A 15,068-nucleotide genomic window follows, 5' to 3' on the forward strand; every position below is an offset into this window, starting at 1 on the left:
ATGCCAAGGTCGGCCCGGAAGGATGCGAGCACCGTGGAGCAGCGAGACCGTCCCCACATCCTGCTCATCACGACCGACCAGCAGCGGTTCGACACGGTGGGCCCGCGGTCGCCCGACTTCCTGCGGACGCCGCACCTCGACCAGTTGGGCCGCGAAGGCGTTCGCTTCGACCGTGCCTACGCGGAGTGCCCGATCTGCGTACCCTCCCGCGTCAGCATCATGACCGGCCGCAGCGTCCTTTCCCACGGCATGGCTGGCAACGGTTCCACCTCGGAGGTCATGGGTCGCGACGGCACGCTGCCGTCGGTGCTCCGCGATCTCGGCTACTCCACGGCGGCGATCGGAAAGATGCACTTCACCCCGGAGCGGGCGCGCCACGGCTTCGACGAGATGCTGCTGCCCGCCGACTACTACCGCTGGATGAGCGAGAGCGGCACGCCGGTGCAGCCCATGCGGCACGGCCTGGGACAGAACGAGCTCTACCCCGGGATGGCCACCGTTCCCGAGGCGCTGACGCTCACCACGTGGATCGCCGACCAGTGCGTACGCTACGTACGCGACCGGCGCGATCCGACGACGCCGTTCTTCCTGTGGGCGAGTTTCACCAAGCCCCATCCGCCGTTGGACCCGCCCGAGCCCTATGCCTCGATGTACCGCGACGCGCCCGTGCCCGATCCCGTCTACGGTGACTGGAGCGGTGACGACGCGGCGCCCGAGGCGTTCCTGCGCCAGCGGCAACGGCACAGCTACGATCTCGTACCGCCATCGGTGATCCGGGCCGCCCGCGAGGCGTACTACGGGCTCATCACCCACGTGGACTACGCGATCGGGCGGATCTTCGCCGGGCTGCAGGACGTCGGACTGCTCGACGACACGTTCGTCGTGTTCACCTCGGACCACGGCGAGTTCCTCGGCGACCATCATTCCGGCAACAAGGTCATGTTCCACGAGCCGTCCGCCCATGTCCCGTTCCTGGTGCGACCGCCCAAGCGCGACGGGCACGGCCTGCATGGCACCACGAGCGATGCGCTCGTCACCCACGCCGACGTTCTTCCCACACTTGTCGCTGCCGCGGGCGGTGAGCCCTCGCCGGACGTCGACGGGCATGACCTGCTGGCGACGGTGCGTGGCGGGACGCCGGTACTGCAGTACGTCTGCGGCCTCGCCGCGGATGGCCGCTCCGGTGCCGGTGCCGCGCCCGCTCCGGTCTACCTCGCGGTCACCGACGGCCGGTGGAAGTACATCTGGTATCCCGAAGGCGCGCAGGAGCAGCTTTTCGACCTCGACACCGACCCTGACGAACTGGTGGACCGCAGCGGCCGCCCGGACACCGAGGAGGTCCGACGGGCGCTGTCCACCGCCCTCGCCGAGCAGCTGAGGAAGGCCGGATCACCGTGGGCGACGCGCGAGGGCCTCGTCGAGACACCCCTGCGGCAGGAGCCGGTCACTGATCGCCGCGCCACCGCCTGGCCCGGCTATCACACCGAGTCCTATGGGGTGGACGTACGCCACTGACTGGCCCCGTCGCGCCGCCTGAGCTCCCTGAGCTCTCGCGGCGACCGGCCGGTGTGCCGGCGGAACACGGTCGCGAAGTGCTGTGCTGAGGAGAAGCCGAGCTCGCTGGCGATGGTGGTGATGCTGCGGTCCGTCTCGGTGAGGAGCATTTCCGCTCGCTCGATCCGCAGGTTGGCCTGGTAGCGGGCGGGGCTGACGCCGATCTGCCTGGTGTAGAGCTGTGTCAGGTAGGTAGGCGAGAGGCCGACGTTGCCGGAGAGTTCGGCCAGCGGAACCGAGTCCGCGTAGCGGGCATCGAGAATCCGGCGGGCGTGGGCGACAGCGGGGTGGAGGAGGTCGTGCCGCTGGCCGGTTGTGGCAAGTTGGCGGGTGATCTCGACCAGAAGATGTTGAACGGACAATTTCAGTCCCTCACCGCGCAACGCCTGGGCCGTCGTGACCTCACGCAGGAACGCGTCGAACGGTCCATGGACGGCGTGTGCGTCGGCCAGGTGGTAGGGCAGGTGGGCCTGCCAGCAGGCCGCGACGTCGGGCAGATCTTCGAGAAGGACGGATACGTCGAGGCCGGCGAACACGAACTGCCACGACCTTGCCGCCGGGCGGACCATGTGGTGGCGGGTCCGGGGCGGGACCGCGAGCAGGCCGTGGCGGGCGACCTCGTACTCGCTGGCGCCCACCCGCCAACGGGTCGGCGGCCCATCGGTCTGCAGGTAGAACTCCCACACGGCATGGGCGTGCGGTCCGATGAGCCATGAGGTGGGTGCGCGTTGGTCTCCGGCGTGTCTGAGTCCGGCCACCCCGGATCGCTCGAGATAGGCGTGGAACCCTGCCTGGATCCCCTTCGGCGTGATGACGGACGGCTCGACGGTCATCGCAAGATTGTGTACGTCTTGACCGGTGTTTGTGAACGCCGCCGGGGTACTCGCGGGCCTAGCGTGCGGAGGTATGACCTCACTGAGGGCACCCGCCCACCTGCTGCCGACCGACGAGGATGTCGAGTTCTTCCGCCAGCACGGCTACTGGATCTCTGGGCGGATCATCCCCGACGAGGTGATCGCCGCCGCCGAGCGCGGAATGGCGCGACTCTACGCAGGAGATGTCGATCATCGTCTGCCGAACGGGGAGTCGCAGCACGGCTGGGTGCCCGCACACGGTGACGTCCTCCGGAAGAACGACTACGCCTCACTGGTGGTCGACGAGCTGGCCGCCCTGGTGCGCCATCCGCTCATCGCTGCCTGTGCCGCTCGCCTGGCTGGAGTCGAGGAGGTCCGGCTCTGGCATGACCAACTTCTCTACAAGCCTGCCGAACGACTTCTGCCCGAAAGCGGCCAGGTCAATGTCGGTTGGCACACCGATCGGCAGTACTGGCGCACCTGCGCGAGTGCGAACATGCTCACCGCCTGGGTGCCGTTCCACGACGTCGGGGCCGCCGAAGGCTCGGTGTCGTTCGTTCCGGGAAGTCATCGCTGGGACGAGGACGTCGTCCTCAACTTCTTCGATCCTGACCTGTCGACACTTGATCGGCTGCGCGCCGACCGCCAGTTCGAGGTGGCCGTCACCGAGATTCCCAAGGGGGCGATGAGTTTCCACCACTGTCGGACGATCCACGGCAGCGGACCGAACCTGAGTCACGGCTCGCGACGGTCGATCGCGATCCACCTGCAGCCCGGCGACAACCACTTCGTCAGGCATCCGCTGCCGAACGGCGAGCTCGCCCGGCATGGCCTTGATTCCTTGGTACGGCGTACGGCAGATGGGGATCCGGACTACTCCGATCCCGCGGTCTGTCCTCGCCTGTGGCCGTCGCAGCAGTAGAGAAGGCCAGCCGGCCAGAGGAGGTGGCATCGTTGGGGAGTTTGGAACGGACGGAGTCGAGCGGTCGCCGAACCGAGGTCGGTCGCCGTCGCGTGCTGTACATGTGCGCTGCCACGGCAGGTGCGGTGATGCTCTCGGCCTGCTCCCCAGGCTCGGCTGGCCAGGAGACAGGCACCGGCTCCGGAAAAGCGAGACGTGCGGGCAGCGCGGCGAAGAGGGGATCCGCGACCAGACCGCTGCCGACCCCCTCGTCGTTGGACGAAGCACCTCAGCTCGCCGCACAGGTGAGGGCTGGTCGCCTTCCCCCGGTGGCCGACCGGCTGCCGAAACGTCCCTACGTGGTGCCCCACCACTGGCTCACACCGGGAAAGTACGGCGGCGAGCTCAGGCTGGTCGCTTCCTCGACCGACAGCGCGGCGTTCCGGGAGTACATGTACGGCCACTCCCTCATCCGCTGGTTGAACGACGGGATGGACATCGGTCCGGGGCTGGTCGAGAGTTGGGAGACGGGCGACGACGCGTCGGAGTGGACGTTCCACTTCCGTCCAGGTCTCCACTGGTCCGACGGCGCGCCGTGGACGACGGACGACATCATGTTCTGGTGGAAGGACATGGTGGGCAACGACGCGCATCCGGACACTCCACCAGATGAGACGCGTTCCGGAAACGGTGCGCTCATGGACCTGTCCGCGCCGGACGACGTCACCCTCGTCATGCGGTTCGACACGCCCGCGCCCCTTACGCCGTTTCATCTTGCCCGCTGGGTCAACGGCGGTATCGGGCCGACGTGGATGGCGCCGAAGCACTATCTGAAGCAGTTCCACCCGGCCTACAACGACCAGGTGTCCAAGGACTGGGCCTCTGCCGGAGGCGAGTTCGAGCTCAAGCGGAACTGGACGGTCAACCCGGACTGCCCCACGATGACCGGCTGGCGGCTCAAGAGCTACAAGGAGGGCCGCCAGGTCGTCTACGAACGGAATCCGTACTACTGGTGCACCGACCCGGACGGGCGGCAGTTGCCGTACGTCGACACGGTCACAGTCGCCGCCGTCGCAGACCCTGAGGTGATGAAGCTCCAGATCCAGGAGGGGGAGTATGACCACGTGGACGGTTACCTCTCCGGATCTGTCACGTTGAGCGACGTCTCCTCGCTCAAGCAGACCCAGGACCGCAGCGCACTCGAGGTCTTGTTGTGGGACAGCGGCGACGGGACCGGATCGCTGTTCTTCTTCAACTACGACTATCGCGAACCCACGATGCGCGCGCTGATCCGGAACCCGAAGTTCCGCCAGGCGTTGTCTCATGCGTTCGACCGGGCCGAGGCGCAGAAGGCGATCTACTTCAACACCGGCGAACGGACGACGGGAACCTACAGTCCGAAGTCGTTGGACTTCCTCGCCGACGACACCGCGGGGGATGTCTACAAGCAGTGGCGCGACAGCTATGTCGACCCCGATCCCGAGCAGGCCAAGGCGATTCTGGACGAGATCGGGGTGGTCGACTCCGACGGTGACGGTAAACGGGAGTTGCCCGACGGTGGCAAGCTCGTCATCCGCCTCGACTATCCGGCGGGAACCAGCCACGACCACGTCCAGAAGAACGAGTTGTTGAAGAAGGACTGGGAACGCATCGGGCTGGAGACGAAGCTCAACCCCGTGCCGCCTGATGCGTGGACGGTCGACTGGGACGCCGGCGAACTGATGTCGACCACCGCCTGGGAAATGGGCGGCGGCATCCACGAGATCCTGGTGGAACCTCAGGTGCTGGTCCCACTCGAGGGCTTCTCCGCCTGGTGGGCACCACTCCACGCCAACTTCCACGCGGTATGGAACACGGCTGACGCCGCCAAGCTACGCGGCACTGATCCGTACTCTCGCACCCCGCCGAGTGTCGAGCCCGAACCCGGGGGACCCATCGAGCGGCTGTGGCAGCTCTACGACGAGGCGAAGACGGAGCCCGACGCCATGCTCCGTTACGCCAAGGTCTGGGAAATGATCAAGATCCACGTCAGCGACGGGCCGTTCTTCATGGGTGCCGTCGCGAACTTCCCCCGGGTCGTCCTCGCGCACAAGGATCTCGCGAACGTTCCGCGCCGGGAGAACCTCCGGCTGAACGGATTCTGCGGACCGTGGAGCCACCCGAACCCGGCCGTGTACGACCCGGAGACGTGGTACTGGGTGAACCCTGGCGCGCACACCTGACCCGGGTCAGGCACGCGCGGTCCGGCGGGGACGCCGCTGTTGGAGTCGGAAGGCGCTCGGCGACATGCCGGTCCGCCGGGAGAACATGCGGGTGAAGTACGCCGGATCGTCATGGCCGACCTTCCGGGCGATTTCGGCGACCGTGAGGTCGGACTCGGCGAGGAGTTCCTTGGCGCGGTTGAGGCGTATCCGAAGGACGTACTCCTTGGGTGAGCATCCTCCACCGCGTCGGATGGTTCGGCGCAGCGAGCTCAGGGACAGCCCGATGCGTCGGGCGTGCTCGTGCACCGAGAGTGGGCTGCAGGCACCCTCGCGCAGGGCCGCAAGGATGGCGGCATCGTCGGCGTCACGGTCGCCGTCCTGGTCGTGGGCACCCAGGACCAGGGCGTGGACGGCGTGGGCGGCCTCCACCTCCGTGCCAGGACGCTGGTGGCGGCAGACGTCGAGCAACCGGTCCAGGGCGGCCCGTGCGCCGAACGGGTCGGCGAGGGGGACGACGGGCTCGGTCCTGGAGAGGTAGCCGAGTTCTTCGTACGCGGTCGCCGCCGGGCCCTCGAAGAGGAGCCAGATCTCCTGCCAGCCACGGCCATGCGGCCCGTAGCTGTGGGGCACGCCCGGGAACAGCCAGAACAGGGTCGACGCCGTGAGCTCGGCGCGGCGCGGCGCGGCGGGTCACCCCACTCCAGCCACCCCGCACCCTTGACGACGAACACGGCTGCGTAGGACTGCAGGACACGAGGCGGGCAGGGGTCGACCTGCTGTTTGTGGCCCGCTCCGAGGCAGGCCATCCCCAACCTGCGTTGCGCGGCGGTCGGCGTCAGGTACTGCGCCCAGCCCTTGACCATGTGGTCCTCCTGACCCGCCGCTTGCCGTACGGCGGAGGCTTCGCAAAAGTCCAAGATCGAGGTTGATTAGTCCATGTCCGCCCGTCAGCGTACGCAGGAGACTCGACAAGACCCAGGGCAGAAAATGCCAAGCCGGAGTCTCGGCGGACCGTCTGGAGATCACGATGACGCGCGGATCGGCGGTGAGCAGGCGCAGCCTCCTCAGGGCGTCCGCTGTGGTTGCGGCCGCTGCCACGCTCGGGTCCTGCTCCGGAGATGGGGCTTCCCGCTCCGGCCGCCGCGCGGGCACCGGGCCGGCTGGCGGCACGGGTTCGCCGACGAAACCGCTCCCCGTGCCGCCTTCGCTGCACGAGGCGCCGACGCTGGCCGCGCGGGTGAAGGCAGGTGACCTGCCAGCGCTCGCGAAGCGGCTGCCGGATCATCCGTACGTCGTGCCACACCGGTGGCTGCGGCGCGGCAGCTACGGCGGCGTCTGTCGCCTCGTCGCCGGAGAAACGAACGACGCCGCCATCGGCCAGTACATGTACGGCCACTCGATCCTGCGCTGGCTCAACGACGGCATGGATGTCGGGCCCGGTCTCGCCGAGAGCTGGGAGCCCAACGAGGACTTCTCCCAGTGGACGTTCCACTTCCGTACCGGTCTTCGGTGGTCGGACGGAACGCCATGGACGACCGCCGACATCATGTACTGGTGGGAGGACACGGTCCTCGACGAGAGCCACCCGGAGGTTCCGCCGGACGAGGCGGTCTCCGGCACGGGAGGCGTGGCCGAGCTGTCGGCGCCCGATGACCACACGCTGGTGATCAGCTTCGACTCGCCGACACCGCTCACGCCGGACCGCCTGGCCGACACGGTCAACCGCAGTGTCGGTGCCGACTGGATGCTGCCACGTCACTACCTCGAGCAGTTCCACCCGGAGTACTCCCGCTCGGTCACCGCCGACGACTGGTACCTCACCCACGACAGCAAGGCGGACTTCCTCGTCAATCCCGACTGTCCGGTGATGACCGGCTGGAAACTCACGACCTACACCGAAGGTCGCAGCGTCAGCTGGGAACGCAACCCCTACTACTGGTGCGTCGACCGCGCGGGGAACCAGCTGCCCTTCATGGACACGATGATCTGGAACGTCGTGAAGGACGAGGAGGTACGCAAGCTCCAGTTCACCGAGGGGCGAGTCGACTTCGCGGAGGGTCAGCACTCCACCATCGCGCTCGCCGACGTGGAGGGTCTCAAGCAGGCGGCATCGCGCACCGGCCTTCGCGTGTGGTTCTGGGGGAGCGGTTCCGGAAGCGGTTCGCTGTTCTTCTTCAACTACGACTATCCCGACGACGCGATGCGCGAACTGATCCGGAACCGGAAGTTCCGCCAGGCGCTGTCACATGCGTACAACCGCAAGGACGTGCTCAAGTCGCTTTACTTCAACAGCGGCGAGCTGACGACCGGAACGCTCAGTCCCAAGGCGCCGTGCTTCCAGGCCGGCAGTCGCGGACAGGACGTCTACCGCGCCTGGCGGGACGCCTATGTCGACCACGACCCGAAGAAGGCCGCCCAGATCCTTGACGAGATCGGCGTGGTGGATGCCGACGGCGACGGCTTCCGCGAGAAGCCCGACGGCTCCGAACTGGTCGTACGGCTGGACTATCCGGCCGACACGAGCAAGGAGCACATCACCAAGAACGAGCTCCTGCGCAGGGACTGGCAGGCCATCGGAGTGAAGACCGAGATGAACCCCGTTCCGCCCACCGCATGGTCGGACATGTGGAGTCGTGGGGAGCTGATGAGCAACACCGCCTGGGAGATCGGAGGCGGCGGCATCATGAGCTGGCCCTCCTGGGTGGTCCCCACCATCCCCGACACCTGGGCACCCCTGCACGGACAGGCGTACATCATGCGCAGCGGTGATCCGGACAAACTCGAGGAGGAGAAGGGCCTGAACCCGTGGAAACGCCATCCACCGTGGGTGCTTTCGGAAGAGGGCAGCCCGATCGATCGGCTGTGGCGACTGTATGGCCGGGCACGGATCGAGGCCGACAATGCAAAGCTCAACGACCTGCTGTGGCAGATGTGCCGGATCCACATCGAGGACGGGCCGTTCTTCCACGGCGTCGTGGCCGACTATCCGCAGGTGATCCTGGTGCACAAGGATATGGAGAACGTTCCCCAGCAGGAGAACCTGTTTCTCGGCGGACAGATCAACACGTGGGACATCCCGGTCCCGGCGGTCTACGACCCGGAGGCATGGTTCTGGACCAACCCGGATCAGCACACCTAGACGCGACCGGCACCGAGCTTCGCCAACTGCCCCGTCGGGAACTCGAGGAGCGACCATGACTGTCACACCCATCTGGCCGCGGCTCGTCGCACAACACCACGAGCTGGATCCCGCGCCCGAGGCACTGGGCGAGCTCCGCAGCTCGGCAGCAGTGGCCGACGACCCGCACCAACTCCGGCAGCGGATGGCCGACGACGGCTATCTCTTCCTGCCAGGCTTTCTCGGTCGCGACGCCGTAATGGAGGCACGGCGCAGCGTCACCGATCGTCTGGCCGCAGAAGGGCTCACGGATCCGAGCCGGCCCGCCGACCTCGCGGTGGCACCGGCGGACTCGACGCTGACGTTCAAGCCCGACCTCGCCCATGACAACGCGCCCCTGCACGAGTTGTTGTACGGCAGCCGGATGCTCGACTTCTACCAACGCCTGTTGGGCGGGGCGATCCGGCACTACGACTACACCTGGATGCGGGCGGTGGCGCCGGGGCGCGGGACGGCCCCGCACGGGGACGTGGTCTTCATGGGCCGCGGAACGCACAACGTCTACACCGCATGGGTACCGCTCGGCGACGCGGACTTCACCCTGGGTGGCCTGATGGTCCTGGAGGGGTCGCACCGCCGTGGCCAGATCGTCGACGACTACGCCCTTCGTGACGTCGACACCTACTGTCAGAACACCGATGGTGAGGACGACCTGTCGCGGTTCAACGGCACGCTCTCCCGGGACCCGGTGCGCCTGCGCGAGGAGTTCGGCGGACGTTGGTTGACCACCGAGTTCCGGGCGGGAGACCTGCTGACGTTCAGCATCTACCTCGTGCACGCCAGTCTCGACAACCGCTCCGACCGGATCCGACTCTCGTCGGACTCGCGCTACCAGCTCGCGTCGGAACCCGTCGACGACCGCTGGATCGGCGAGGCGCCTGTCGCCCACGGCCCGGATGCCAAGCGCGGCCTGATCTGCTGATCCCGCGACGCCGACCGTGAAGGCGCCAGCGCGCCGCCACCTGTGGTGGCGGCGCCCGGCATGCCCTTCCGCACCGATTCGGCACCCGACGGCGATGATCTAGACCGCCGTCAGGACTTGCCGCGGAGGACGGCCCGACGCTGCTTCAGCTCCTCCTCGGTGATGTCGCCGCTGGCGTACCGCTCCGCAAGGGTGCGCTCGGCGGCCCCGCGTGCCGACTGCGCGGGCGACCTGCGGTAGATCAGGTACCCGATGCCGGACAGAACGGCGACCCAGAACAGAATCGGGAAGATCAGCCACCAGCCCGGCCCGCCGCCACCCCAACCGGGATGTCCGTTGCCCCAGTACGCCTGCGCGAACTGCGTGAAACTCGCAAGTTGTGCCATCATCACGATCTCCTTCTGGAGTATGCGTCTCGCTTTTCTGCGTCCCTTGATCGTGTCTCGATGGCGCTGACACGGGATCGGTCAGGCGGCGGCACCTGGCGTACGTCGTCCAGCGCAGGCGCGGGCTGCTGCGTACCGCCCCGGAGGTACGTCACGCCGATAGCGCACGGTGAGGAACCTGGTAGCGGGTGGCGTCCACCTGACCGACGATCACAGGGGACGGGTGAGGTCGTCCGCCAACAGGTGCAGGCTGGCGAGGACGCCAGGTACGTTGCGTGGGTCGTCGCGGACGACCTGGAACCGCGCGATGTCGAAGGCCGTGGCGGCCACACAGAACGCGAGCGGTCCGGGTCCCGCGACGGCTTCCCCCGCCCTCCGGATCAGCTGGCGGACCTCTCCGCTGTCGGTCTCGACGTAGGCCTCCCGGAGGAGCCATGCGTAGTCGACGACCCTGGTGCCGCTGCCGAGCGCCTCGACGTCGATCACGCCGGTGACCCGACCGTCCTCCATCATGACGTTGCAGCTGTTGAAGTCGCCGTGCACCATGTCGCCATCGGGCAGCTGCACCGCACCATGCGGGGCGAGGACCTGGTCGAAGTGGGTGAGGAGGTCTCTCCCTGCCTGGCCGAGGGTCTGCAGGAACGGCCGTGGGCCGTCGGGATGCTGGTCGAGTACGACGGCACTGATGTAGTCCGACCAGTTGTGGCCGGGGTCAGGATCCAGCCCGGCCTGGCGTTCGATCACGTCGACCAGCGGGGCAACGGACTCGGCCGTCAGCGGGTCTCCCGGCTGGCCGGATACGAGTTCCTGCACGTGATAGGAGGTCCCGGCCTCGGTGACGCCGGCGGCGATCCACCGCGGTGTCGGGTAGCCGGTTGCTCTGAGGGCGTCGACCATGCCCAGGAGGCGCGGTCTGCGCGACGCAGGGTCGTCGTCACGGCACTTGAGGATGGCGTGCCCGCCGGCGGGATCGACGAGGATCCAGGCTCCGCCGTTCATCCCGCCCTCGCACCGGCCGCGCAGTTCGAAGTGCAGGCCATGGAGGTGGTTGATCGCGCTGACGACGTGCCGGGTTCGTACCACGGCAGGGTCGGTGTGGTCGGTGGTGTCTGTGGCGTCGTTCATGAGGGTGTTCTCTCTCCAGAGTCGGACAGCCGCCCGTCGGGGCCGACGGGACGGTGGTCGGATGCGCGGCAGAGGCCGCGCGGAGAGGTCACGCCACGAGCGATGACCCTAGCGGTCGTGTGCGTACGTACGACAGCGATTTGTGCGCCGGCGAGGCAACAGGGCCAGGACGGACTGATGGTCCCGGCGTAGGGAGTAGAGGGAGATCGCCAGGCCGGCCACGGTGAGGGCGGCGGCGGCAGGGTAGATCGACCGCAGCCCCAGCCCGCTGCTGATCACCTGTCCGCCGAGCCAGCCGGCGAAGGCGGCGGCGAGTTGGAAGCCGGAGGCGTTGACCGCGACGGCGAGCGTCGGCGCCGCGCTCGCCGTCGTCAGGACACGTGCCTGCATGCCCGGAATGAGGGCGAACGCAAGAACTCCGAGGGCGAAGGTCAGCACGGCCGCGGCCGGCCGGATCCCGCTGACCATCCAGAACACCACCAGAGTGCCGGCCAGGACGCCGAGAATGCCGATCAGCGAAGGCATCAGGGCCTTGTCCGACAGCCAACCACCGAGGAAGTTCCCGAGCACCGCGCCGGTGCCGTAGACCAACAGCAGCACCGGAATCGCGCCGGCGGCGAAGCCGGCGACGTCGGTGAGCAGGGGCGTGATGTAGCTGAAGACCATGACGATCCCGACGTTCCCCACCGCGGTGAGCGCGATGGCGAGCCGGACGTCGCTGTTCGCGAACACCCGCAACTCTCCAACGACCGAACCGGTAGCAAGGGCGGGCCCCGCGGGAACGAACCGCAGGACCGCCAGCAGGCCGGCGGTCGCGACGGCGGCGACCGCCACGAAGGTCGTCCGCCAGCCGAGGTTCTGGCCGATGAGGGTGCCGATCGGAGTGCCGAGGATGATGCCCAGGTTCATTCCCAGGACCAGCTTCGCCACGGTCGAGGCCTGCCTGCCCTCGGGCGCCATCGAGACCGCTGTGGTGATTGCCACGGCGAAGAACGTGGCCACGACCAGGCCGGCGACGAACCGGGCCCCGAGGAGCAGGGCGTAGGTCGGTGCCACCGCCGACGCGACGTTCCCAACCAGGGAGACGGCGATGAGCCCGGTGAGGAGTGTCCCGCGGGCAAGCCGTGCCGTCACCACGGTGACCACTGGGCCTCCGACGATCATGCCGAGGGCGTACGCCGTCACCAGCAGCCCGGCCGCGGGGATCGACACCGAGAGGTCCGCGGCGACGTCCGGCAGGATGCCGGCGATCACGAACTCACCGGTCGTCAGGCTGAAGACCACCAGCATGAGCGAGAGGACGGGGAGTGGCATGGCGACGCGCTCCAATGCATCGAGCTTGCATAATACGAGCTAGAACTATCACAGCTCGAAGTACGAGCGCTACACTCGGGGCTGTGGCAGGGCAGCGGGATCTGGCCGAAGAAGTGCAGATCGACCGGGACGTGTGCGGGTTGGTCCACCAGTTCGTGCAGCGGCTCGAGGTCCACGTTCGCGGCGTCGCTGATGAGCTCGGCCTCACCCCGGCGCAGGTCGTCGCGCTCCGGGAGCTCTCCGAGCCGATCACCGCTCGTGAGCTCGCCACCAGGATGCACTGCGAAGCGTCGAACGCGACGTTCATCCTCGACCGGCTCGAACAGCAGGGTCTGATCAAGCGGCAACCCCACCCGTCTGACCGGCGGGCCAAGCAGATCGTGCTCACCGCGGCCGGCCGGCGCACCCGCGCGGCCGTGCTCAAGCGCCTGCGTACCCAGTCACCACTCGCCCCGCTCACCGCGGCGCAGCAGGAGTCCCTGCGTGATCTGTTGAAAGTGCTCGTCACGCAAGGTTGACCGGCTCGCCCGGGCGATGTCTCCCCTCCCGGATGGATGGCACAATGCCGCCCATGGCGACTGCCCGTGATCCCGCCGGCGTTCCTGGCTGGTTGCTCGACGAGATGGCGACCGCGGGTCGGGAGAACCTCGACGCCGACCATGTGGCCCGCTACGACCTGAAGGAGGACTCGGGGGCGGCCGAGGAGGTACTCCTGTGCCGCGAGCTCGGCCTGACACGCGAGTCGACGATCGTCGAGATCGGGCCAGGAACCGGACAGTTCACCCTGGCCGTGGCCCCCGAGTGCCGGCGGATCGTCGCGGTGGACGTCTCACCGGTGATGCTACGAATACTGCGCGCCAAGGTCGACGAGGCCGGGTTGGACAACATCGCCGCCGTCCGCGCCGGGTTTCTGACCTACGACCATCAGGGAAGCCAGGCGGACTTCGTCTACTCCCGGTACTCCCTGCACCACCTGCCAGACTTCTGGAAGGCCGTCGCCCTGGCGCGGATCCACCGGTTCCTTCGACCTGGTGGCGTCTTCCGGCTGTGGGACATCGTGTACAGCTTCGAACCCACCGAGACCGAGGAACGCATCGAAGCGTGGTGCTCCACTCTTCCCGAGGCGGTCGAGGACGGCTGGAACCGGCGTGATCTCGAAGAACACGTCCGCGACGAGCACTCGACCTTCAGCTGGCTCCTCGAGCCGATGATGCGGCGAGCCGGCTTCGCCGTCGAGGACGCGGACTACTCCGACGACGGCATCTTCGCGAAGTACGTCCTTCGCCGCACCTGACCCCGCGGGTGACGTCCGCTGGGCCAACGCACGTGTGCCGCTTCACGGATATGAAGGGTGGTTGACCGTTTCCCGGACCTGATCAAGGCTCCGCGTCGGGGTGGAAGGGAGCAGGAGATGGCCGAGGACCGCATCGTCGACGTTCGCGCATCCTTCGTCGCCACGGACGAACCTGCGCAGACCGGGGGGTCATCGGGCCAGCGGGAGATGGCCGCTCGGACCTCCGCCAGGCGGCAGAACCACTGGCTCGGTGGCAAGGTCGCGAACCCGATGACGAAGTACGCGGAGTTCCGCGACAACCGCGACGCCGGAATCGGCGCGGACGACGGCGGGACGGTCGTGGTCGAGGTCGAGGCGGAGTCCGGCCAGGTCGGTGTCTGGACGACGAACGGGCTCGCCGCCGCCGCGATCATCACCCAGCACCTGGCCCGGTTGGTGATCGGGGAGCGGGCGTCGGCGCATACGAGGATCTGGGATCGGATGTTCTCCAGCACCCTGCGCTACGGGCGCAAAGGCCTTGTGCTGCACGCGATCTCGGCAGTCGACCTGGCGATCTGGGACCTGCACGGCAAGGTCGTGGGCGAGCCCGTCCATGCGCTGATCGGCGGCCGGATCCGTGAGGGCGTACCCGTGTATGCGACGGGTCCCAAGCCGGAAATCGCTGCCGCGTGGGGATTCGCGGGCGCGAAGCTGCCACTCGTGTGGCACCCGTGCGAGGGCGAGGCGGGGTTCCGCAACAACGTCGCGCTTGCCCGGGAGGCTCGCGAGAGCGTGCCCGCCGACTTCCCGTTGATGTACGACTGCTGGATGGCGCTCGACGTCGACTATGCCGTACGCCTGGCACACGCCGTCGAGCCGCTCGGCTTCACCTGGATCGAGGAACCGCTTCCGCCGGACGACTACTCCGGTCTTCGGAGGATCCGTGACCGGATGCCGCCGACGATGACGCTGAACACCGGCGAACACGAGTACACCGCGGCCGGCTTCAAGCTGCTGTGTGAGGCCGGGGTCGACGTCATCCAGCCCGACCTCGGCTGGTGCGGCGGAATGACCGAGGTGCTACGGATCGCCGACGTGGCACGGGTCTACGGCGTCAAGGTCATCCCGCACACCTGCGGCATGCCGAACTACCATTTCGTCGTCACCCAGCCGGGCGGTGACCTGGCGGAGTTCCCGGTGCTGTCGGCCGACGGTGAGTCGGTCGCCCGGCAGCACGCGCCGCTGTTCACCGGCGAGGACGTGCCTGACAAAGGCGTGTTGACAGTCGGTGACAAGCCTGGCTTCGGGCTGACCCTGGACCCGGGCGTACGCCTGGAACGTGCGGTGCGCTAGCAGA

The 15,068-nt window shown here is 67.8% G+C and carries 13 protein-coding genes and 1 pseudogene; 8 read left to right on the forward strand and 6 right to left on the reverse strand.

Features of this window, described 5'->3' with window-relative positions; all coding sequences use genetic code 11:
- Positions 1–33: 33 nt before the first annotated feature.
- Positions 34–1,515 carry a sulfatase-like hydrolase/transferase gene (locus tag ABNF93_RS19250; protein ID WP_349329463.1) on the forward strand — a complete coding sequence of 494 codons (1,482 nt, stop codon included), beginning with the start codon at positions 34–36 and terminating at the stop codon, positions 1,513–1,515.
- Here the strand turns inward: ABNF93_RS19250 and ABNF93_RS19255 are convergent.
- On the reverse strand, positions 1,491–2,387 hold the full coding sequence (locus ABNF93_RS19255; protein ID WP_349329464.1) for an AraC family transcriptional regulator: 897 nt from the start codon (positions 2,385–2,387) through the stop codon (positions 1,491–1,493). The two genes, ABNF93_RS19250 and ABNF93_RS19255, sit on opposite strands and share 25 nt — an antisense overlap.
- A gap of 73 nt (positions 2,388–2,460) precedes the next feature.
- Between ABNF93_RS19255 and ABNF93_RS19260 the strand changes: the two genes are divergently transcribed.
- Both ABNF93_RS19260 and ABNF93_RS19265 read left to right on the forward strand, forming a co-directional pair.
- A complete protein-coding gene (locus tag ABNF93_RS19260; RefSeq protein WP_349329465.1) occupies positions 2,461–3,330 on the forward strand; it encodes a phytanoyl-CoA dioxygenase family protein in 870 nt (289 codons plus the stop codon).
- Between the two features lie 254 nt (positions 3,331–3,584).
- The gene (locus ABNF93_RS19265) at positions 3,585–5,531 is read left to right on the forward strand and encodes an ABC transporter substrate-binding protein (protein WP_349329466.1); all 1,947 of its coding nucleotides are present in this window, start codon (positions 3,585–3,587) and stop codon (positions 5,529–5,531) included.
- A gap of 6 nt (positions 5,532–5,537) precedes the next feature.
- On the opposite strand, the gene ABNF93_RS19270 is transcribed toward ABNF93_RS19265, so the two are convergent.
- On the reverse strand, positions 5,538–5,942 hold the full coding sequence (locus ABNF93_RS19270) for a helix-turn-helix transcriptional regulator (protein ID WP_349329503.1): 405 nt from the start codon (positions 5,940–5,942) through the stop codon (positions 5,538–5,540).
- Positions 5,943–5,978: 36 nt separating this feature from the next.
- A pseudogene (locus ABNF93_RS19275) lies at positions 5,979–6,179 on the reverse strand (AraC family ligand binding domain-containing protein); the annotation flags it as partial.
- A 529-nt stretch (positions 6,180–6,708) separates the two neighbouring features.
- Here ABNF93_RS19275 and ABNF93_RS19280 point away from each other — a divergent pair.
- Together ABNF93_RS19280 and ABNF93_RS19285 are read left to right on the forward strand one after the other, a co-directional pair.
- Positions 6,709–8,652 (forward strand): ABC transporter substrate-binding protein, encoded by a 1,944-nt coding sequence (locus ABNF93_RS19280; protein WP_349329467.1) that lies wholly within the window; start codon positions 6,709–6,711, stop codon positions 8,650–8,652.
- A gap of 55 nt (positions 8,653–8,707) precedes the next feature.
- Entirely contained in the window at positions 8,708–9,613 is a 906-nt protein-coding gene (locus ABNF93_RS19285) for a phytanoyl-CoA dioxygenase family protein (protein WP_349329468.1), read from the forward strand.
- 110 nt (positions 9,614–9,723) lie between these two features.
- On the opposite strand, the gene ABNF93_RS19290 is transcribed toward ABNF93_RS19285, so the two are convergent.
- The 3 genes from ABNF93_RS19290 to ABNF93_RS19300 all read right to left on the reverse strand — a co-directional run bounded on the left by ABNF93_RS19290 (position 9,724) and on the right by ABNF93_RS19300 (position 12,438).
- Entirely contained in the window at positions 9,724–10,002 is a 279-nt protein-coding gene (locus ABNF93_RS19290) for an SHOCT domain-containing protein (protein ID WP_349329470.1), read from the reverse strand.
- 207 nt (positions 10,003–10,209) lie between these two features.
- Positions 10,210–11,124, reverse strand: coding sequence for an aminoglycoside phosphotransferase family protein (locus ABNF93_RS19295; protein ID WP_349329471.1), 915 nt, complete (start codon positions 11,122–11,124; stop codon positions 10,210–10,212).
- Positions 11,125–11,232: 108 nt separating this feature from the next.
- Positions 11,233–12,438 (reverse strand): MFS transporter, encoded by a 1,206-nt coding sequence (locus tag ABNF93_RS19300; protein ID WP_349329472.1) that lies wholly within the window; start codon positions 12,436–12,438, stop codon positions 11,233–11,235.
- A gap of 83 nt (positions 12,439–12,521) precedes the next feature.
- Between ABNF93_RS19300 and ABNF93_RS19305 the strand changes: the two genes are divergently transcribed.
- The 3 genes from ABNF93_RS19305 (at position 12,522) to rhmD (ending at position 15,064) form a co-directional block, all read left to right on the forward strand.
- Positions 12,522–12,956 (forward strand): MarR family winged helix-turn-helix transcriptional regulator, encoded by a 435-nt coding sequence (locus ABNF93_RS19305; protein WP_349329473.1) that lies wholly within the window; start codon positions 12,522–12,524, stop codon positions 12,954–12,956.
- A 53-nt stretch (positions 12,957–13,009) separates the two neighbouring features.
- Positions 13,010–13,732 carry a class I SAM-dependent methyltransferase gene (locus ABNF93_RS19310; RefSeq protein WP_349329474.1) on the forward strand — a complete coding sequence of 241 codons (723 nt, stop codon included), beginning with the start codon at positions 13,010–13,012 and terminating at the stop codon, positions 13,730–13,732.
- A gap of 117 nt (positions 13,733–13,849) precedes the next feature.
- Positions 13,850–15,064 carry an L-rhamnonate dehydratase gene (rhmD, locus tag ABNF93_RS19315; protein WP_349329475.1) on the forward strand — a complete coding sequence of 405 codons (1,215 nt, stop codon included), beginning with the start codon at positions 13,850–13,852 and terminating at the stop codon, positions 15,062–15,064.
- Positions 15,065–15,068: the final 4 nt, after the last annotated feature.

Source organism: Actinopolymorpha sp. B9G3 (genome assembly GCF_040120725.1).
Taxonomy (GTDB): Bacteria; Actinomycetota; Actinomycetes; order Propionibacteriales; family Actinopolymorphaceae; genus Thermasporomyces.

What these genes read in the sequence shown, in the direction of transcription:
- ABNF93_RS19255 (WP_349329464.1), bottom strand. Translation starts at nt 2,387, where the DNA reads ATGACCGTCGAGCCGTCCGTCATCACGCCGAAGGGGATCCAGGCAGGG.
- ABNF93_RS19260 (WP_349329465.1), top strand. Translation starts at nt 2,461, where the DNA reads ATGACCTCACTGAGGGCACCCGCCCACCTGCTGCCGACCGACGAGGAT.
- ABNF93_RS19285 (WP_349329468.1), top strand. Translation starts at nt 8,708, where the DNA reads ATGACTGTCACACCCATCTGGCCGCGGCTCGTCGCACAACACCACGAG.
- ABNF93_RS19290 (WP_349329470.1), bottom strand. Translation starts at nt 10,002, where the DNA reads ATGATGGCACAACTTGCGAGTTTCACGCAGTTCGCGCAGGCGTACTGG.
- ABNF93_RS19295 (WP_349329471.1), bottom strand. Translation starts at nt 11,124, where the DNA reads ATGAACGACGCCACAGACACCACCGACCACACCGACCCTGCCGTGGTA.
- ABNF93_RS19300 (WP_349329472.1), bottom strand. Translation starts at nt 12,438, where the DNA reads ATGCCACTCCCCGTCCTCTCGCTCATGCTGGTGGTCTTCAGCCTGACG.
- ABNF93_RS19310 (WP_349329474.1), top strand. Translation starts at nt 13,010, where the DNA reads ATGGCGACTGCCCGTGATCCCGCCGGCGTTCCTGGCTGGTTGCTCGAC.
- rhmD (WP_349329475.1), top strand. Translation starts at nt 13,850, where the DNA reads ATGGCCGAGGACCGCATCGTCGACGTTCGCGCATCCTTCGTCGCCACG.